The sequence below is a fragment of the Azospirillum sp. genome (genome assembly GCF_035628975.1).
Classification (GTDB): Bacteria; Pseudomonadota; Alphaproteobacteria; order Azospirillales; family Azospirillaceae; genus Azospirillum.
Map to the genome: position 1 here is coordinate 1 of NZ_DASPIS010000020.1, position 17,807 is coordinate 17,807.

Sequence of the window (17,807 nt, forward strand, 5' to 3'; positions counted from 1 at the left end):
GATGCAGGGCGAGCGCGAAGAGCCCGCCCACCGCAGGCACCAGCGACACCGCGATCGGATCGATCCGCTGGCCGACCAGCCAGGGGATCACCGCGACCGCCAGGGTCAGGGCGCCGAAGCCGATGACGCCGAGCGCCACGGCGGCGGCCGTCAGCCAGCGGCGCGGCCGTTCGCGGCTGCGGTCGAAATTGTCGAGCAGGGCCGCCGCGGCGAGGGCGGCGATCGCCGGAAAGACCGGCAGCGTGTAATGCAGCAGCTTGGTCGGCACCGCCTCGAACACCAGCCAGCTCGGGACGATCCAGGCGATGCAGAATCGCACGGCGTCCAGCCGGCGGCGCGCCCAGGTCCAGGGAACCGCCAGCAGGGCGAGCAGCGACCAGGGGGCGAAGGTGACCCAGAAGGTGCCGAGATAATAGCCCGGCGGCAGGCCCTTGCCCTCCTGCCCGCCGGATACCTTGCCCAGCATGTCGTGGCCGACGGATTCGGCGAAGAAGGCGCCCTTGCTCTTGATGGCGATGGCGATCAGCCAGGGAGCGGCGATGGCCACGACGATGCCGAGCCCGGCCAGCGGCTTCAGCCGCTTCAGCCAGCCAGCCTCGCGGTCCCACAGCGCCAGAACCAGCGCCGTGCTGCCGGACACCAGCAGGACCAGAGGCCCCTTGACCAGAACGCCGACGCCGGCGGCGATCCAGAACACCAGCGGCGCGGTCCAGGCCCCCCGCCCGGCGGGAGCCGGATCGCGGCGGGTGAGATACAGATGCGCCAGAACCGCCTGCCCGATCACCACGGTGGCGAGCAGGACGGCGTCGGTCTTGGCCATCCGCGCCTCGACCCCCAGAACGACGCAGGACGCCATCATCAGCCCGGCGATGAAGCCGGCCGGACCGCCGAACAGCCGCGCCGCCGTCCAGGCGCTGCCGAGCACAGCGAGGATCGCCCCCAGGAAGGACGGGATGCGGTAGGTCCAGATCAGCTTCTCGCCGCCCACCGGAACGCCGCGCACCGCTTCGGCCACCGTGGTCGCCGCGGTCTGCAGCCAATAGATGCCGACCGGCTTCTTGTAGCGCGTCTCGTCCTGGAAGCGGATGTCGACGAAATTGCCGCTGTCCAGCATCTGGGACGATGCCTGCGCGAAGCGCGCCTCGTCCCGGTCGAAGGGCGGCAGCACGGTGAAGCCCGGCAGGAAGAGCGCGGCGGCGATCAGCGCCAGCAGCGCATAGGCCCAGATCGGCAGGGCGGCGCGCGGCAGGGTGGATGCGGTCACGATTTGCTCGGCACCGCATCGCCAGCGGCCAGCGACTTCTTGTGGGTCCAGACGAAATAGACGTTGCGGGCGTAGATCACCAGCCCCATGCCCTGCCCCAGCATGAAGACCGGGTCGAAGCGGTAGAAGGCATAGGCGAACAGCATCACGCCGCCGCCCAGCGAGAAGTACCAGAACAGTTCCGGCACCACGCTGCGCCGCGCCTTTTCGCTGGCGATCCACTGCACGATGAAGCGCATGGTGAACATCAGCTGGGCAAAGAAGCCGATGCCGACCCAGATCAGGTCGGTCGTGCTCTGCTCGTTGAACCAGGCCGCAGCGCGCTCAAGCATCGTAGAAATCCTGTGCCGAAAGGGTCTTGTGGTCGCAAGCGTAAGGTCGGTCAGAGGCGTTCGGAGACGGGCGACAGCTTCGTCCGCCGCTTCAGCCAATAAACGCCCAGCAGATCGACCACGCCGATCAGCCCGCGCCGCCAGTTGTTGTATTTTGACACGCCGCGCTCGCGCGGGCGATGGTTCACCGGCACATAAGCCACCGGGTGGCCGTGCGCGCGGAACAGGGCCGGCAGGAACCGGTGCATCGCCCCGAAGAACGGCAGGTCGAGGAAGGCGTCGCGGCGGAACAGCTTCAGCCCGCAGCCGCTGTCGGTGCAGCCGTCCTGCAGGAAGGACTGGCGGACGGCGTTGGCGATCTTGGAGGCCCAGCGCTTCGACAGGGTGTCCTGCCGTTTCTTGCGCAGGCCGCCGACCAGCACCGGGGCGCCGGCCTCCCCCGTCGACACCAGCGCGAACAGCGCCGGTATGTCGGCAGGGTCGTTCTGGCCGTCGCCGTCGAGGGTGACGACGAACTCGCCGCGCGCCGCCTTGACGCCGCTGCGCACCGCGGCGCTCTGGCCGGAGCGGCGGACATGGCGCAGCACGCGCAGCCGGCCGGCCTCGATCGCCGGGGCAAGCCGCGTCTGGGTGTCGTCGTCGGACTGGTCGTCGACGAAGATGACCTCGAAGCCGCCGACCGGCGCCAGCGCCCGCTCGATCTCTTCGAGCAGCGGCAGCACGTTGTCGGCCTCGTTGAAGACGGGGACAACGACCGACAGCCGCACCGGCTGGCCGCTCTCCGGATAAATGCTCACGGTTTGCCATCCCATTCGCCAAACGGGCCGCAAATTACTCTCGCGGCGCGGCGAACGGTAGCGGAAAAGGATGAGACCGGAGCGGGGCAGATCCCCGCACCGGTCCTATCGGCCGGGCGTCGGTACGGGTTACCCCTTGTTGCCGTCCAGCGGAAGCGGGACATAACGCAGGTCGCCGCCGCGGCTGACCAGCATCAGCAGGGTCTTGCGCCCCTGTTCCTTTGCCTTGGCGATGCGGCTTTCCAGGTCGGCGGGGGTCGACACCGGCTCCTGCCCCGCCTCGACGATCACGTCGCCCAGGTCCAGCCCGCGTTGCGAGGCGACGCTGTCGCCGTCCACCTCCGTCACCACTACCCCGTCGACGTCCTCGCCGATGGAGAAGGTCTCGCGCAGGCCGGGGGTGAGCGGGGCGAGCTTGAGGCCGAGCGCCGATTTGCTCTCCTCCGGCTGTGCCGAGCGGGGGGCCCCGCTCGACCCGGACATCGCCAGTTGCTGCGGCTCGTTGCGCAGTTCGCCGAGCGTCACCTGCACCGATTCCTGCTTGCCGCCGCGCAGCACGGTCAACGGCACGTCGCTGCCGATCCCGGTCGAGGCGACGAGACGCGGCAGTTCACGCATCTGCTCCAGCGGCTTGCCGTTGAAGGCGGTGATGACGTCACCCTGGCGCAGGCCGGCGGTGGCGGCAGGGCTGTCGGGCGAAACGCTGGTGACCAGCGCGCCGCCGGTGCCGTCCATGCCCAGGCTTTCGGCGATGTCCGGCGTCACCCGCTGGACCTGGACGCCCAGCCAGCCGCGCCGCACCTTGCCACCGTCCTTCAGCTGATCGATGATCGGCTTGGCAAGCGAGGACGGAATGGCGAAGCCGATGCCGACCGACCCGCCGGTGGGCGAATAGATCGCGGTGTTGATGCCGATAACCGCACCGCCGGCATCATAGAGCGGACCACCGGAATTGCCGCGGTTGATGGCGGCGTCGGTCTGCAGATACTCGTCGTAGGGGCCCTGCTGGATATCGCGGGCGCGGGCCGACAAGATGCCGGCGGTCACCGACCCGCCGAGCCCGAACGGGTTGCCGATGGCGACCACCCAGTCGCCGACCTCCACCGTCTCGCTGTCGCCCCAATGGGCGGCGGCCAGAGGCTTGTCGCTTTCGACCTTCAAGAGCGCCAGATCGGTCGGCGCATCGGACCCCACCAGCTTGGCCGGCAGCCGGGTGCCGTCATGCAGGGTGACGGAGATTTCCGCCGCATCGGCGACGACATGGCTGTTGGTGACGATCAGCCCGGCCGGATCGATGATGAAGCCGGAACCGAGCGCCATGCTGGGCAAGCCGCCCGGCCCACCCCCCGGCGCACCATTGGGACCGCCGCCCGGCCCGCCATTGGGACCGCCTTCGGGCGTGCCGTTAGGCTGACCGCCGCGCTGGCGGTTGCGGAACTCGCGGAAGAATTCCTCCAGCGGCGAGCCGGGGGGCACGTCCATCCCCTCCGGCAGGCGGCCGCCGCCGGATGCCTGCGGCGCCTGGGTGCTGGAGATGTTGACCACGGTGTCGACCTGCGTCCGGGCGAGGTCGCGGAAGGATGGCGGCGCGTAGGTCCGGCTGGCGTTGGGCGCAGCATTGACGGTGTTCGCGGCGGGCGCCTCCTGCGCGGCGGCGGGACCCGCGGGAAGCACCGGCAACAGGACGGCACCGGCCAGCAGCGCGCACAGCGCCGCAGCCGGAAGATGGCGGGAGGTGTGGGGCGAACGCGGAACGGACGCATGCGGCATGGACGGTCTCCGCAAAATCGGTGGGGCAAAACAGTTGGAGCCAACGGCCACCGCCCGCCGAGCCGACAAGTCCCGGTGACGGTCGGAACGCCCCGTTCAGGGAAATTCCTGAAGTCAAAACACGCCACCCCCCGTCCGGGGTCCATCGCACTTTTCAAAAGACGCCACCACCGGCGGTTTCCTGTACGCGCTTTTCATCCGTCAACGGACTTTAAAAGCCCTGCCATCCACCAATCGTCGTGCCCCGTTGTGACACCGGACACAAAATCACGATTCCGTGCAAAGTTATGCTGGCATTTTTGAGAAGAGTTTCCGATAGTCATCCATACCGAAAACATCGCCCGCCAGCGTGAAGCCACGATGCTGCCGACGCACGCGCCCGCGTGGTCCCGCGTCGGAAGCGTGCGGTTCGGGTGGACATGCTGACGAATGACTGAAAATTCACTTTGGCAACCGAGCGATATAATGAACGCAGAAACCGGGAGCGAACCGGAGTCTCCCAAGAAGCGTGGGCGCATTCCGCAGTCGGCGTGGCCCCAAATTCTTGAACGTTACCGCAGCGGTGCAACGCTTTCGGCCATCGCGCGCGAATTCGAATGCACGCCCAGCGCCATCTCCTACATCATCAAGAAGGCGGAGGCCGCAAGCGGCCAGGGCGACGCCGCCCACGCTGATGACGACCAGGGCGATGCCCATGCGGACGACGGTCAGTCTTCCGCACCGGCCGCACCGGCCGAGGAGACATCCGCACCGGTGACCGCGGCTCCGGCTTCCCCGGCGGCCGAACCCGCTCCCGCCGCTCCTGCGGAAGGCGAAGCTCCCGCAGAGCCGCGCCGTGCCGGCCGCACGGTCCGCGGCACGCTGACCCGTACCCCGCGGACGGAACCGGCGGCCGATCAGACCCCGGTCGAGACGCCTGCAGCTTCCCCGGCGGCGGCTGCCCCGGCGGCGCCGGCACCGACGGAAACGCTGCGCCTGAACCGTCAGGAACCCGCACCGGCTCCGGCCCCCGCGGCAGCCCCCGCCCCGGCGGCTCCGGTCGCGGCAGCCCCGGCGACCGTGGATGCTCCGCGGACGGCCGGACAGCCGACCCCGCCGGTGGATGCAATCGAAGGCCGCCTGCGCGACACGGCCAAGGCCTGCATCTCCGCCTACCGTGGCTGGCGCCAGCAGCCGAGCGAAGCGACGATCCAGTCGCTGTCCGAAAGCGTGCACGAACTGCGCAAGGCCCTGGCCCGCGTGGAAATCGACATGTCGGCCAGCCGGCGCGAGGAACAGGCGATTCGCCCGATTCCGATCCCCGCGCACCGGGCATCGCGTCGCCCGAACTGAGCGGATTTTGAAAAGCGGGTCTCCTCGCCCTCTTTGAATTCCGTGTTTCAAAAAACCTCCGTCCCGTTCTTGGGGCGGAGGTTTTTTGTTGGTGCAAAAATCCGCGAAAAGGGGCTTGACGCCCACCCGATCGAAAGGCTAATCCTCTGCGCCCCGATGGAAGGGTGGCCGAGTGGTTAAAGGCAGCAGACTGTAAATCTGCCCGCGTACGCGTACGCTGGTTCGAATCCAGCCCCTTCCACCATCGCACCATGGCGTGCGCCGCAGCAGACCGCCCCCAGCAGACGACCACGTCATGGCGGTGCCGCGATCAACTCCCAACTTTTCAACTCCCGAATTTTGAAAATCCTCTCGCGCACCGCTACAGCGGCAGAGGATCCGCCGGCGTAACGCGCGGGAAACGCAGCGTGAAGGCGGTTCCGGCCCCCGGTGCGCTGTCCAGCCGCAACCGCCCGCGCAAGCTGCGCGTGACCAGCGTGTAGACGATGTTCAGCCCCAACCCGCTGCCGCCGCGGTCGCGGCTGGTGGTGAAGAAGGGCTCGAAGACTCGGCCATGCAAATCGGCCGGAATGCCCCTGCCGTCGTCGGCAAAGACCAATTCCACCTCCCCGCCCGACAGCGTGACCGTTACGGTCAGCCGGCCGCGCACGCCCGGATCGTAGCCGTGCAGGATGGAGTTGATGACGAAGTTGGTCAGGATCTGGCTGATGACGCCGGGATAGCTGTCCAGCATCAGGTCTTCCGGGCAATGGACGGCGACGGCATGTCCGCTGCGGCGGATGCGCATTCCCAGGCTGCGCAGGACCTCGTGGATATAGTGGTTCAGTTCGAAAACGCGGCGTTCCTCGCTGGCCTGGTCGACGGCGATCTGTTTGAAGCTCTGGATCAGGCGGGTGGCGCGCTCGACGTTCAGCAGCATCAGCTGCGTCGCTTCGTCCGCGATGTCGATGAATTCGGCGAAGTCGCCGCGCCGCAGCGAGCCGGCTTCGAACAGGCGGCGCAGGCTCCGCGTCTTTTCCGCCAAAAGCGAGGCGCCGGTCAGGGCGATGCCGACCGGCGTGTTGATTTCGTGCGTCACGCCGGCCACGAGGGAGCCGAGCGCGGCCATCTTCTCCGCCTGGATCAGCTGGACCTGCGCCTCCTTCAAATCCTGCAGGGCGCGCTCGGCCTCCTCCTTGGCGACGCGGACGGCTTCCGCCGCACGGACGCTCTCGGTCACGTCGGTGTGGGAGCCGACGATGCGGAAAGTCCGGCCGTCGCTGCCCGCCACGGCCAGTGCGCGGGTCTCCAGGAAGACCGTCGCGCCCGACCGATGGAGGAACCGCTGCAGCAACCGACTTTCGGAACGCCGGCCGGATGCCAGTTCTTCCACCATCTCCAGTGCGGCGGCGCGATCGTCGGCGTGGATCAGCTCTTCCCAACGGCGGCGGCTGTTCTCCATCTCCGTCTCGCCATAGCCCAGCAGGCCCCACCATTGCGGGGAGAACCAAACCTCGCCCGTGCGCAGGTCCCACTGCGAGATGCCCTCCCGCGCGGCGCGGATCGCCAGTTCGAACAGTTCGCGGCTGGCGGCCAATTCCCGTTCGGCCTGCTTGCGCTGGGTGATGTCGGTGTAGGTGGTGACGAAGCCGCCGTCCGGCAGCGGCAGGGTCACCGTCTCGATGACCACGCCGTCGGGCCGCACCCGCTCGTTGTAGAAGGGCCAGGACGCGTTGCGGATGTAGTCCAGCCTCTGCGCCACCAGATCGTCCACGTCGCCGCGGCCATAGCCGCCCTGCTCCGCGATGTGGCGCACCACCGTCTCGTAGGGCTGGGCATAGCGCGGGAATTCCGGGTCGATGAAGAGCAGTTCCAGCACGCGCCGGTTCCACGCGACCAGCCGCAGGTCGTGGTCGAAGGCCATCACGCCCTGGCTGAGACAGTCGAGGACGAGGCTGGTCTTGGCCCAGGGTTCACGCTCCGACGGAATTTCCGGCTGACCGGCAGTCTCGACGGCCGTCAGCAGGCTTTCCCCCGGCGCGCCCGCGCCAAGCGCCAGAGTGACCGCGGAGCCGTCGGGGAACGCCCGCGTCACGGCATGGCCGCGGCGCAGGTCGTCGATCCCGGACAGCCCGAGAAGACCGGCGAGAAGCGCGTCGAGCGTCGCATGGAACGGCCCCTCAGGCGTTCCGGCGGGAGGCATGGCGAACCGGGCCGCGAAGGCGGCATTGGCCCAGACCAGACGTTCGTCGGCGTCGAAGCGGGCGAACCCGGTTTCCCCCATGCGCGTGCCTTCTCCCACCGCCAATTCGGCCTGCATGCGATGACCATCGCGATAGCCGGCGAGCAAAAGCCGCCGGCCGGACACGCGGTGCGGATCGCGGTCCCATTCTTGTCTCTTGACGGTTGACGGGCAAGGGCCATCACGCAGCCGCTCCCGCCGGACGCCGCCGGTGAACCCCTTGATTTTACGTCTGCCCGACGCCTAATCCTGCGCCAGACAGCGAAGCGTAACAGGCAAACCGTTGGCCGGGAAAGGATTTGCACGATGTCGGACGTCGCGGCCTACGGCAGTCTGTTCCTTGTGGCGCTGGCGGCCGCGACGATTTTTCCCGCCCAGTCGGAGCTTCTGTTGGCCGGGTTGCATTCTTCGGGCAACTATCACGACGGACTCCTGATTCTGGTGGCGACCACCGGGAACGTGGCGGGATCGACGGTCAACTGGGCTCTCGGCCGTTATCTGATGCACTTTCAGGACCGCCGCTGGTTCCCGGCGTCGCGCCGTCTGGTGGAACGGGCCACCGGATGGTACCAGCGCTTCGGCGTCTGGTCGCTTCTGCTGGCCTGGGTCCCCTTCATCGGCGATCCGCTGACCCTGGTCGCCGGCATCCTGCGCGTCGACTTGCGGCTGTTCCTGCTGCTGGTCACGATCGGCAAGCTCGGGCGGTACGTTGCGCTGATAGTAGCTTTTTAATACAGTATAGTATTAGCATTGTATGTCATGCGTCCATATCAGACGCAATAATGGGCTTGTCGGCGACGGTGGCTGCACAGTATTAACGGAACCCGGACCGCGGATCCCTCGAACCGGCGGAAGGCCTCAGGAAAGCAGGGGCTTTTCAAAATATCGGTGCTGTTTGACAGAGGTCAAACGCGCCGCACTGGTGGTCGACTATGCTCCGCGCCAACGTGGAATCGGAAATCAGGCGCATCGACATGCCAGACGGAAGCATCGTTCAGCAGGGATCAGCCCAACCAGCCAAGGTTCCGCTGTACGAAAGCCATAAGACGATTCACCCGAAATCGGTCAAGGGCCTCTATCGCCGCCTGAAAACCGTGACCTTCAGCGTTCTACTGGTGCTGTTCTTCATCGCACCCTGGATCCGCTGGGAACGCGGGCCCGAAGCCCCGGCCCAGGCGGTCCTGTTCGACCTGACGACGCCGCGCTTCTTCCTGTTCTGGATCGAGATCTGGCCGCAGGAGATCTACTACCTCACCGGCATCCTGATCGTGGCGGCGCTGGGCCTGTTCCTGGCGACGGCGCTGGCCGGGCGCGTCTGGTGCGGCTTCGCCTGTCCGCATACGGTGTGGACCGACCTGTTCGTCTGGATCGAGCGTGTCTTCGAAGGCGACCGGGCGGAACGCATCCGCATGGAAAAGCAGCCCTGGACCACGCGCAAGTTCCTGCGGAAGGCGGGCAAGCATGCGGGCTGGATGGCGCTCAGCCTCGTCACCGGCTTTGGCTTCCTCGCCTACTTCACCGATGCCCCGGCTCTGCTGCGCGACTTGGTCACCTTCCAGGCCAGTTACGAGGCGACGTCCTTCTTCGCCATTTTCGTCGGCATGACCTATGTGATGGCCGGCTGGACGCGCGAGCAGATGTGCATGTACATGTGCCCCTGGCCGCGCATCCAGACCGCGATGCTGGACGAACATTCGCTGGTCGTCACCTATCAGGCCGACCGCGGCGACAACCGCGGACCGAAGCGCAAGTCGCAGAGCTGGGACGAACGGCGCGCGCAGGGCTTCGGCGACTGCATCGACTGCGGACAGTGCGTCCAGGTCTGCCCGATGGGGATCGACGTGCGCACCGGCGAACAGGCCGACTGCATCAACTGCGGCCTGTGCGTCGACGCCTGCGACACCATCATGATCCAGCAGGGCCTGCCCACCCGCCTGATCGCCTTCGATTCGCTGGCGGCCCAGGACACCCGCGCGTCCGGCAAGACCTATCAATGGCGTCTGATCCGTCCGCGCGTGATCGTCTACGCCCTGCTGATGCTGGTCATCGGCGGCGCCATGGCCTGGAGCTTCGCGCTGCGTCCCAGCCTGAACATCACTGTCCTGCGCGACCGTGCGCCGCTGTTCGTCACGCTGTCGGACGGGTCGATCCGCAATGCCTACACCTTCAAGGTCGCCAACAAGACCCGCCAGAACCGCTCCTACACCCTCAGCGTCGTCGGCCTGTCCGCTGCCGACATCAAGGTGATCGGCGAGAGCGAGGCGGAGACCGCCGCCCACACCGCCACCATCTCGGCGGAGGCGGACAGCGTCGCCACCTACCGCGTCTATGTGACGGCCCCCCGCGGGGAGGTGACCGCCACCTCGCTGCCGCTGACCTTCCAACTGTCCGATACCGTGACCGCTGAAAAGAACAGCCGCGACAGCGTGTTCATGGGGCCGGCCAACCAGTAGTCCGTCACTGAAGCTCTCCGTTGGCGCGGAGTCGAAAGGCGGTGGCCGACGGATCGGCCTACCGCCTTTCGCATTTCTGCGCAAAGGGAGGGCATCCGCATGGACAGTTTGCGCGAGCCGGACCGCCACTCACCTGACTCAGCGAACGAAGGCTGGGCAATCGGGAAACCGGGCCCGCCGGCCGGCAGCGGGGTGAACAGGCCATGCTTTTCGATTTCGAACCGTCGGGCATCAACGACACCTACCTGCGCCTGACGCGGTGCGGCGTGTCCAGCATCGTCGCCCCGGCGGGTGCCTGGAACGGCCTGCTGCGGGTCAATTACATCGTCGCCGGTGCGCCCGGCGGCGGCGAACCGCACATGATCTTCCGCAGCCTCGACGTCGGCTGGGACGACGGCCGCTTCTGCTGGAAGGGACGCGCCGCGCCGGTGATGACCAGCTCCGCCATGGTGGACATCCTGCTGGAGCGCGGGCTGGTGACGGAGGCGGAAGCGGAACGGCTGCTGTTCGGCATCAACACCCCGGCCGCCGGCGCATCCTCCGACGAGGCGCTGATGATCCGCGCGCTGCTCGCCGGCTGCAGCTTCACCCCCGTCTACGAGTCGCAGCCGCTCGGCACCGAACCGCCGGCCGTGGTCGGATTCGCCATGCGCACGCTGTCCGATCCCGGCGCCTACATGCTGGATGCCCGCGGCGGTATGCCGGTTCTCGACGGGGATTCGCGCGACGCGCTGCAGCGGCTGGTCGGCGTGGTGATGTGACCCACTCGTTCTTTCGCCCCTCCTTCTTTGGTCGAAGATAGGGGCGAAAAGGGCGAAAACCCTGCCCTATGGCCTATGGGCTAAACCTTCGGGTGGTGGAAACTGTCACAGTGCCGCGTCATCCTTACTGCAACCGCTCACAGGAGCCTGACGCTACCCCATAGAACCGCCGATCCCGACATCCCGTGCGAGAAAGCTGACCAGCCATGAACGCCAGACTGTCCCATCGCTGCACCGCCCTGATCGACCGCGCCCGCGCAGCCTGGCTCAGCCGGCCACTGGCCCGGAAGCTGAGCGCCCGCAAGACGGCCGGTCGCCGCCGGATGACGATGGAACTGCTGGATCTGGAGCTTTACCGGATCGATATCGGCGGCTGAAGCAGGTCCGACCTCACTTCAGCAGATGCTCGTACCGCGCGTCGGTCAGCGTCTTCATGAAGGCGACCAGCGCCTTGACGCGGCGGGTTTCCAACGCCGGAGCCGATTCCAGCTCCTTTTTCGACAGGTTCGCCGCCACCTCGGGCGGGCCCCAGGGCTTGCCGGTCTCCGGGTTGATCGCCGCCTTTGCCGTGCGGTTGTTGTAGTGATCGTAGAAGCGGACCACCGTCTCCAGATCCTTGAAGACGCCGTTGTGCATGTAGGGGCCGGTCACTGCCACGTTGCGCAGGCTCGGTGTCTTGAATTTCCCCTCGAAAGCCGGCTTGGCCGCCCCAGGGTTGTCGCGCAGGCCGCGGTCGGCGAAGCTCGCCGGTTTTCCCGACGCCTCGCGCAGGGCCGGGTTCGCCGGCACGCCGATGTTGTGGTGTTCGTAGTTGGTGAACATCTCCCCGACTGCCGCCGGCATCGGCTTCAGCTTGTGGCACTGGTTGCAGTTGGTGAACTGGGTGGAGAAGAACAGGGTCATGCCCAAATCCTCCTCAGCCGTCATCTTGTACTCGCCGCGCAGATGGCGGTCGTACTTCGAATCGAAAGGCGCGAAACCGTCGGTCTTCTCGAAGGCGGCGAGGCTGTCGCTCATCGCATCATAGGCGCGCTCCGCATCGTCGAGCACGCCGGCACCATAGAGCGCCACGAAGGCGCGGGCATAATCGGGATTCTCGGCCAGCCTCTCGCGCGCCTGCTCCTTGGACGTCAGCCCCATTTCCGCCGGGTTCAGCGGCGGGCCGCCGGCCTGATCCTTCAAGGTCGCGGCGCGGCCGTCCCAAAACTGTCCGCCGATCGCCTTTCCGTCCGCGGTGATGTGAAAGGCCGGCGTGAAGGCCGCATAGCTCGCCGTCGGCGCGTTGCGGTCGCCCACCGACTTGCCGTTGTCGCCGACCGATGCCGCCCCGCCCGCGCCGCCGGTGCGCGGATCGGCGAAGCCGAAATCGGGATTGTGGCAGTCGGCGCAGGCCTGGGTGCGGTTGGCTGACAAATTGTGGTCGGAAAACAGCGCCTCCCCCAGCTTTTCCTTCGTCGACAGATCCGCCGCGAGGGTGGACCCGCCCCCGGCGAGTCCGGCCGACAGAAGCACCAGCGCGAGCGCGCGGCGAGACAGGGGGAGGATGGTGACGGACATGACGACGCTCCTGGCAACGGCCGGCCACAGGGAGTTTCCCGATGGCCGGCGCCAACACTGCGCGTCAAAGGTTAAGCGAGAGTGAGAATTGTTATCAATGAGGCTGCACAAAGGGAGGGTGGGGCGAAAGGTCGCTGTGCTGCGGCCCTCCCACTCTCTACCCCTGCCCTGCCCCGCTCCCGTCGGACCTATCTGGCCCCCGCCCCGTCCGTCAGCAGACGGCGGATGGCAGTGACCAGCGGCTTCATGTGGAAGGTCGATTCCGGGGACACCGCGACGGTCCCGCCCGCCGCCTCCACCGCCTCGGCGACAACCGGGCCGACCGCGGCGATCCGGGTCCTGGCGAAGCCCTGGCGGAAATCGTCGGCAAGGCCGCAGGCCTCCGCCACCTCGTGCAGGCGCCGCACCTGGGGCGAGGCGGTGAAGGCGACGAAGTCGATCCGGCCGGCCGCCATGTCGCGGATGGCGGTCTGCACCGCCCCGGTCTCGGAATCGTTGGCATAGCGGTAAGGCGTGACCGCAAACGGCGTGCCGCCGCGCGCCCGCACCGCCTCCAGCAGCGGCTCGTTCGGGTTGTCGGGGTAGAGCTGGATGCCGATTCGGCGGCCGGTCAGATCCTCCTCAGACAGCATGGCGATGACGCCGTCCGTGGTCGGAGCCGGGGCGGATTTGAACGGGCCGCAGCCGATCTCCCGCAGCGCCTTCACCGGCTTGGGTCCGCGGACGAAGACGCGTGCCCGACCGATGGCGGCGGCCACGTCGGCCTCGCGGTCCATGGCGCGGGCGACCGTCATCAGCCGCCGCAGCCCTTCGCCGGTCAGCAGCACGATGTCGTCGAAGCCTTCGGCCAGCAGCCGGTCCAGCCATTCCCGGGCCGGTGCAGGGTCATCGAGATCGAGGATCTTGACCATCGGGCAGCGGATGGTCTCGGCCCCATGCTGTTCCATCATGCCGGCGAACAGGTCGAGATCCCGGCTCTCCGGCACCAGAATCCGCTTTCCCGCCAGATCTCCGCCCTGTTCGGCCATGGCCCCGCTCCCGTGATCGCGTGTATGTGGTCACGCCGAGACTAACAGCAGGCGACGGGGGCGGTCACGCGGGTTGGACCGCCACGGCCACAACCACTGCCGGCGACGCGCCTATCCCCGCCGGCAATGCAGCAGGCTGAACAGCCCGAAGGGCGGCAGGGTGCGGATGCTTTCCACCGCCAGCCGCGATCCGGCCATCATCGCGTCCAGGGTGAAATCGGGCCGCCAGCCCAGCTTCTTCGACAGCGGCGACAGCCAGCCCTCCACTGCGCGGCGGACACCGGGGCGGGGAGCGGCGAAGTGGTTGACGATCACGATGTCGCCGCCCGGTTTGCAGACGCGCTCCAACTCCGCCATCGTGCCCTGGGGGTCGGGGACGACGGTCATCACATACATGGCGACCACCACGTCGAAGCTGCCGTCGGCGAAGGCCAGCTTGCCGGCATCCATCTCCAGCAGCCCCTCGACATTGTCGAGCTTCTCGCGCTCCACCCGCTCCTGCGCGACCTTCAGCATGTCGGTCGACAGATCGATGCCGACGACGCGGTTGTCCTTGCGGTAGTCGGACAGCGACAGCCCGGTGCCGACGCCGACTTCCAGGATCCGCAGGTTCCCGCGCCGGTTCAGCCACTCCACCGCCGCATGCCGGCCGGACGCCAGAAGCACCCCGAACACCTTGTCGTAGAAGCCCGCATAGCGGCGGTAGGCTGCGCGAATGGAGTCGGCGTCCATGATCCTGTTTCCCCTCTCTCGATCCCGATGCCGGGTACTGTTCAAAGGTCAAGCCCAAGCCGGTCGGGGCGCACCATAGCCGTCTTTGGAGCTTCATGAAAGTGACGCAAACAACAGAATCGGGCCAACGTCGCCATTCGGCGGTCCGTTCATTTGGTCTATCCATTTCGTCGCTTGCCCCTTCCGTTTTTGATTGAACGTTCATTCAAAGAACGACGCCCCATTGTTCAAAGAAATTTTTCCACTCCCATCGTCCCTTCCGGACGGGAAAAGCCGCTGGACAGCATCGCCCCCACCGTCCCATAGACGGAGCATGGCCGACATCGTCTCCACCCGTCCGCTGCGGCGCCGCAGGCTGGCGTTTCTCGTCGCGGCACTGACCGCGGTCACCGCCTTGGCCTGCTGGGGCGCCTACCGCTGGGCGGAGGCCGACGCGCGGACGGCCCTGACCCTGAACGGCGACCAGCGGCTGGGGCTGTATGCCAGCAGCATCCGCAACGCGGTCGGCCGCTACGACTATCTCCCCTTCCTGGTAGCCCGCGACCATGAGGTGCTGGATCTGCTGGACGCGCCGTCGGACGCATTGCGCGACGCCGTGAACCGGCGGCTGGAAACGGCGAACGCGGCGGCCGGTTCGGCTGCGCTCTATGTGGTGGACCGCAGCGGGCTGGCGCTGGCGGCGAGCAACTGGGCCGATCCGGCGCAGAGCTTCGTCGGCCAGACATACGATTTCCGCCCCTATTTCCGGCAGGCGGTGGAGGCCGGCAGCGGGCGTTATTTCGGCATCGGCGTCACCACCGGCCTGCCCGGCTATTTCCTGTCGCACGCGGTGCATCTGGCGGAGCGGCTGATCGGCGTCGCCGTGGTCAAGATCGACCTGGAGCCTCTCCAGCGCGACTGGACCGCCGGCGGCGAACGGGTATTGGTGACCGACGAGAACGGCATCGTCTTCCTGTCCAGCCACGCCGACTGGAAATACCATGCCCTGCGCCCGCTCCCCGACGCGGTGAAGGCACGGCTGGCGCAGACCCGCCAGTACGATCGCAGCGAGGTGATGCCGCTCGGCCTCCACGACGGTCCGGTGATGGAAAACGGCGCCCGGCTGGTCAGTCTGCCCGATTCCGTTCCCGGCGGTTCCCGCCGCGCCTATCTGATGCAGGAGCTTGCCCTGCCAGAATTCGGCTGGACCATCCGCTTCCTGTCCGATCTGGAACCGGTGAAGGCGCAGGCTGCCGGGGCGGCGGTGCTGACCGCCATGGGACTTCTGCTGCTGGCCGCGGCGCTGGCGCTGGGCTGGCAGCGGCGCCATGCCCTGCGGCTGCAGCAGGAGGCGCGGGCGATGCTGGAGCGCCGGGTGGAGGAGCGCACCGCCGAACTGCTGACCGCCAACCGCGTCCTGCGCGAGGCGCAGGAGGAGCTGGTGCAGGCCGGCAAGCTGGCGGCGCTCGGCCAGATGTCGGCGGCGCTGGCGCACGAGATCAACCAGCCGCTGGCCGCCATCCGCACCTTCGTCGCCTCCACGCGGCTGCTGGCCGAACGGGGCGAGACGGCGATGGTGCGCGACAACCTCGCCATGATCGGTGATCTGGCGGAGCGGATGGCGGTGCTGTCCGGCCATCTGAAGGACTTCGCCCGCAAGGGGCCGGCGCGGGTCGAAGCCGTACCGGTCGCCCGCACGATGGACCGCGCACTGGCCCTGCTCGCCCCCCGCCTGCGCGAGGAGGAGGTGCAGGTGGAGCAGGCGATCCCGCCCGACGCCCATGTACGCGGCGACGCGGTGCGGCTGGAACAGGTCTTCGTCAACCTGCTGCGCAACGCCGCCGACGCCATGGACGGCAGCGACGAGCGGCGGCTGACCTTGACCGCCGCCCGCGATGCGGAAGGTTGGGAAATCCGCATCCGCGACAGCGGCACCGGCATCGCCGAGGCTCACCAGTTCCAGCTGTTCGATCCCTTCTTCACCACCAAGGAGGTTGGACAGGGGCTTGGCCTGGGGCTGTCGCTGTCCTATGGCATCGTGCGGGACTTCGGCGGCACGTTGCGGGCGGAGAACAACCCCGACGGCGGCGCCTGTTTCGTCGTCCAGTTGCCGGAAGCTCAACCGTCCGACGCAGAGCGAGGACCGCGATGAAGACCGATCCGCTTGCCACCCCCGTGCTGTTCATCGACGACGAATTGGCGATGCGCGTGTCGGTGACGCAATGGCTGCAGTTGGCCGGCTTCGCCGCACAGGGCTTCGAGACGCCGCAGCCGGCGCTGGACCTGCTGTCGCCCGACTTCCCGGGCGTGCTGGTCACCGACGTGCGGATGCCGCGGATGGACGGCATGGCGGTGCTGGAACGCGCACTGGAACGCGACGCCGACCTGCCGGTGATCCTGGTGACCGGCCATGGCGACGTGGCGCTGGCGGTGGAGGCGATGCGGCGCGGCGCCTACGACTTCATCGAAAAGCCGTTTGAGCCCGACCATCTGGTCGCCGTCATCCGCCGCGGGGCGGAGAAGCGGCGGCTGGTGCTGGAGAATCGCGGCCTGCGCCGCCGGGCGGCCGGTGGTGGGATCGAGACGCGGCTGATCGGCACCTCCCCCGCCATCGCCGAGTTGCGGCGCGACCTGATGGACCTCGCCGCCACCAGCGCCAGCGTGCTGATCCATGGAGAGACCGGCACGGGAAAGGAACTGGTCGCCCGCTGCCTGCATGATTTCGGCGCCAGGGGGCAGAAGGGCGCCTTCGTCGCCGTCAATTGTGGCGCCATCCCCGACAGCATGGCGGAAAGCGAACTGTTCGGGCACGAATCCGGCGCCTTCACCGGCGCCACCCAGCGCCGCGCCGGCAAGCTGGAGCATTCCAGCGGCGGCACCCTGTTCCTGGACGAGATCGAAAGCATGCCGATGGCCATCCAGGTCAAGCTGCTGCGCGCGTTGCAGGAACGCACCATCGAACGGCTGGGCTCCAACAAGCAGGTCGCGGTCGACCTGCGGCTGGTGGCGGCGACCAAGATCGATCTGCTCGACCTCAGCGAGGAGGGCCGGTTCCGCGCCGACCTCTATTACCGCCTGAACGTGGCGGAACTGCACATCCCGCCGCTGCGGGCCAGGGCGGAGGACATTCCGCTGCTGTTCGACTATTTCGCCGCCGAGTTCGCCACCCGCCACAACCGCGAGCCCCGCCCGCTGGAGCCGGCCGACCTCGACGCCCTGCTGGCCCATGACTGGCCCGGCAATGTGCGGGAGCTGCGCAATCTGGCCGAACGCCATGTCCTGTCGGTCGGGCGAAGCGGCGTCGCCGGGCTGCTGCGCCGCCGGCCGGCCGGCGGAGAGGCGGCGGCGGTCCCACGGGCGCTCGCCGATCAGGTCGATGCCTTCGAAAAGCGCGCGATCGAACAGGCGCTGGAGCGCTGCAAAGGCGACATCAAGGCGGTGATGGACCTGCTGGACATCCCGCGCCGGACCCTGAACGAGAAGATGGCCCGCCACGGGCTGGACCGCAGCCGCTTCCTGCCGCGGAGCTGAGAGACGCACTCCCTGCCAGAGACCATGGGTTGTGGCAACTTTCGCGACGG

At 67.7% G+C, this 17,807-nt stretch carries 15 protein-coding genes and 1 tRNA gene; 8 read left to right on the forward strand and 8 right to left on the reverse strand.

All coding sequences use genetic code 11. The features are described 5' to 3' along the window. From VD964_RS03910 to VD964_RS03925, 4 genes are all read right to left on the reverse strand, one after another. The coding region (locus VD964_RS03910) for a glycosyltransferase family 39 protein (protein ID WP_324865777.1) at nt 1–1,264 on the reverse strand (1,264 nt) is incomplete at its 3' end. Continuing rightward, nucleotides 1,261–1,596, reverse strand: coding sequence for a lipid-A-disaccharide synthase N-terminal domain-containing protein (locus VD964_RS03915; protein WP_324865781.1), 336 nt, complete (start codon nt 1,594–1,596; stop codon nt 1,261–1,263). The genes VD964_RS03910 and VD964_RS03915, both read right to left, overlap by 4 nt. A 50-nt stretch (nt 1,597–1,646) precedes the next feature. Further along, nucleotides 1,647–2,408, reverse strand: a complete 762-nt coding sequence (locus VD964_RS03920; protein WP_324865783.1) for a glycosyltransferase family 2 protein — start codon at nt 2,406–2,408, stop codon at nt 1,647–1,649. 114 nt (nt 2,409–2,522) lie between these two features. After that, the gene (locus VD964_RS03925; RefSeq protein ID WP_324865785.1) at nt 2,523–4,163 is read right to left on the reverse strand and encodes a DegQ family serine endoprotease; all 1,641 of its coding nucleotides are present in this window, start codon (nt 4,161–4,163) and stop codon (nt 2,523–2,525) included. Nucleotides 4,164–4,628: 465 nt separating this feature from the next. Here VD964_RS03925 and VD964_RS03930 point away from each other — a divergent pair, with 465 nt between their 5' ends. Together VD964_RS03930 and VD964_RS03935 are read left to right on the forward strand one after the other, a co-directional pair. Then, entirely contained in the window at nt 4,629–5,495 is an 867-nt protein-coding gene (locus tag VD964_RS03930; protein WP_324865836.1) for a hypothetical protein, read from the forward strand. Nucleotides 5,496–5,653: 158 nt separating this feature from the next. Continuing rightward, a tRNA-Tyr gene (locus tag VD964_RS03935) sits at nt 5,654–5,739 on the forward strand. A gap of 117 nt (nt 5,740–5,856) precedes the next feature. On the opposite strand, the gene VD964_RS03940 is transcribed toward VD964_RS03935, so the two are convergent. Beyond that, nucleotides 5,857–7,794: a PAS-domain containing protein gene (locus VD964_RS03940; RefSeq protein WP_324865787.1), complete on the reverse strand. Its 1,938-nt coding sequence runs from the start codon at nt 7,792–7,794 to the stop codon at nt 5,857–5,859. 228 nt (nt 7,795–8,022) lie between these two features. Here VD964_RS03940 and VD964_RS03945 point away from each other — a divergent pair, with 228 nt between their 5' ends. From VD964_RS03945 to VD964_RS03960, 4 genes are all read left to right on the forward strand, one after another. Next, the gene (locus VD964_RS03945; protein WP_149222691.1) at nt 8,023–8,448 is read left to right on the forward strand and encodes a YqaA family protein; all 426 of its coding nucleotides are present in this window, start codon (nt 8,023–8,025) and stop codon (nt 8,446–8,448) included. 242 nt (nt 8,449–8,690) lie between these two features. Continuing rightward, on the forward strand, nt 8,691–10,169 hold the full coding sequence (ccoG, locus tag VD964_RS03950) for a cytochrome c oxidase accessory protein CcoG (RefSeq protein WP_324865791.1): 1,479 nt from the start codon (nt 8,691–8,693) through the stop codon (nt 10,167–10,169). Nucleotides 10,170–10,372: 203 nt separating this feature from the next. Next, nucleotides 10,373–10,930 carry a hypothetical protein gene (locus tag VD964_RS03955; protein ID WP_324865793.1) on the forward strand — a complete coding sequence of 186 codons (558 nt, stop codon included), beginning with the start codon at nt 10,373–10,375 and terminating at the stop codon, nt 10,928–10,930. Nucleotides 10,931–11,136: 206 nt separating this feature from the next. Next, the gene (locus VD964_RS03960) at nt 11,137–11,307 is read left to right on the forward strand and encodes a hypothetical protein (protein ID WP_324865794.1); all 171 of its coding nucleotides are present in this window, start codon (nt 11,137–11,139) and stop codon (nt 11,305–11,307) included. Between the two features lie 13 nt (nt 11,308–11,320). On the opposite strand, the gene VD964_RS03965 is transcribed toward VD964_RS03960, so the two are convergent. The 3 genes from VD964_RS03965 to VD964_RS03975 all read right to left on the reverse strand — a co-directional run bounded on the left by VD964_RS03965 (nt 11,321) and on the right by VD964_RS03975 (nt 14,247). Beyond that, nucleotides 11,321–12,487: a cytochrome-c peroxidase gene (locus VD964_RS03965; protein WP_324865797.1), complete on the reverse strand. Its 1,167-nt coding sequence runs from the start codon at nt 12,485–12,487 to the stop codon at nt 11,321–11,323. Between the two features lie 188 nt (nt 12,488–12,675). Next, nucleotides 12,676–13,515, reverse strand: a complete 840-nt coding sequence (locus VD964_RS03970) for a uroporphyrinogen-III synthase (protein WP_324865799.1) — start codon at nt 13,513–13,515, stop codon at nt 12,676–12,678. Between the two features lie 111 nt (nt 13,516–13,626). Next, a complete protein-coding gene (locus VD964_RS03975; protein WP_111070450.1) occupies nt 13,627–14,247 on the reverse strand; it encodes a class I SAM-dependent methyltransferase in 621 nt (206 codons plus the stop codon). Nucleotides 14,248–14,560: 313 nt separating this feature from the next. On the opposite strand from VD964_RS03975, the gene VD964_RS03980 reads away from it, so the two are divergent. Continuing rightward, the gene (locus VD964_RS03980) at nt 14,561–16,378 is read left to right on the forward strand and encodes a sensor histidine kinase (protein ID WP_324865804.1); all 1,818 of its coding nucleotides are present in this window, start codon (nt 14,561–14,563) and stop codon (nt 16,376–16,378) included. Beyond that, entirely contained in the window at nt 16,375–17,757 is a 1,383-nt protein-coding gene (locus VD964_RS03985) for a sigma-54 dependent transcriptional regulator (RefSeq protein WP_324865806.1), read from the forward strand. Before VD964_RS03980 ends, VD964_RS03985 begins: the two co-directional genes overlap by 4 nt. Nucleotides 17,758–17,807 lie beyond the last annotated feature (50 nt).

Excerpts from the sequence above, each read along its gene's own strand:
- VD964_RS03975 (WP_111070450.1), bottom strand. The coding sequence starts at position 14,247 with ATGGACGCCGACTCCATTCGCGCAGCCTACCGCCGCTATGCGGGCTTC.
- VD964_RS03915 (WP_324865781.1), bottom strand. The coding sequence starts at position 1,596 with ATGCTTGAGCGCGCTGCGGCCTGGTTCAACGAGCAGAGCACGACCGAC.
- VD964_RS03965 (WP_324865797.1), bottom strand. The coding sequence starts at position 12,487 with ATGTCCGTCACCATCCTCCCCCTGTCTCGCCGCGCGCTCGCGCTGGTG.
- VD964_RS03980 (WP_324865804.1), top strand. The coding sequence starts at position 14,561 with ATGGCCGACATCGTCTCCACCCGTCCGCTGCGGCGCCGCAGGCTGGCG.
- ccoG (WP_324865791.1), top strand. The coding sequence starts at position 8,691 with ATGCCAGACGGAAGCATCGTTCAGCAGGGATCAGCCCAACCAGCCAAG.
- VD964_RS03960 (WP_324865794.1), top strand. The coding sequence starts at position 11,137 with ATGAACGCCAGACTGTCCCATCGCTGCACCGCCCTGATCGACCGCGCC.
- VD964_RS03945 (WP_149222691.1), top strand. The coding sequence starts at position 8,023 with ATGTCGGACGTCGCGGCCTACGGCAGTCTGTTCCTTGTGGCGCTGGCG.
- VD964_RS03940 (WP_324865787.1), bottom strand. The coding sequence starts at position 7,794 with ATGCAGGCCGAATTGGCGGTGGGAGAAGGCACGCGCATGGGGGAAACC.
- VD964_RS03930 (WP_324865836.1), top strand. The coding sequence starts at position 4,629 with ATGAACGCAGAAACCGGGAGCGAACCGGAGTCTCCCAAGAAGCGTGGG.
- VD964_RS03925 (WP_324865785.1), bottom strand. The coding sequence starts at position 4,163 with ATGCCGCATGCGTCCGTTCCGCGTTCGCCCCACACCTCCCGCCATCTT.
- VD964_RS03955 (WP_324865793.1), top strand. The coding sequence starts at position 10,373 with ATGCTTTTCGATTTCGAACCGTCGGGCATCAACGACACCTACCTGCGC.
- VD964_RS03970 (WP_324865799.1), bottom strand. The coding sequence starts at position 13,515 with ATGGCCGAACAGGGCGGAGATCTGGCGGGAAAGCGGATTCTGGTGCCG.
- VD964_RS03985 (WP_324865806.1), top strand. The coding sequence starts at position 16,375 with ATGAAGACCGATCCGCTTGCCACCCCCGTGCTGTTCATCGACGACGAA.
- VD964_RS03920 (WP_324865783.1), bottom strand. The coding sequence starts at position 2,408 with ATGGGATGGCAAACCGTGAGCATTTATCCGGAGAGCGGCCAGCCGGTG.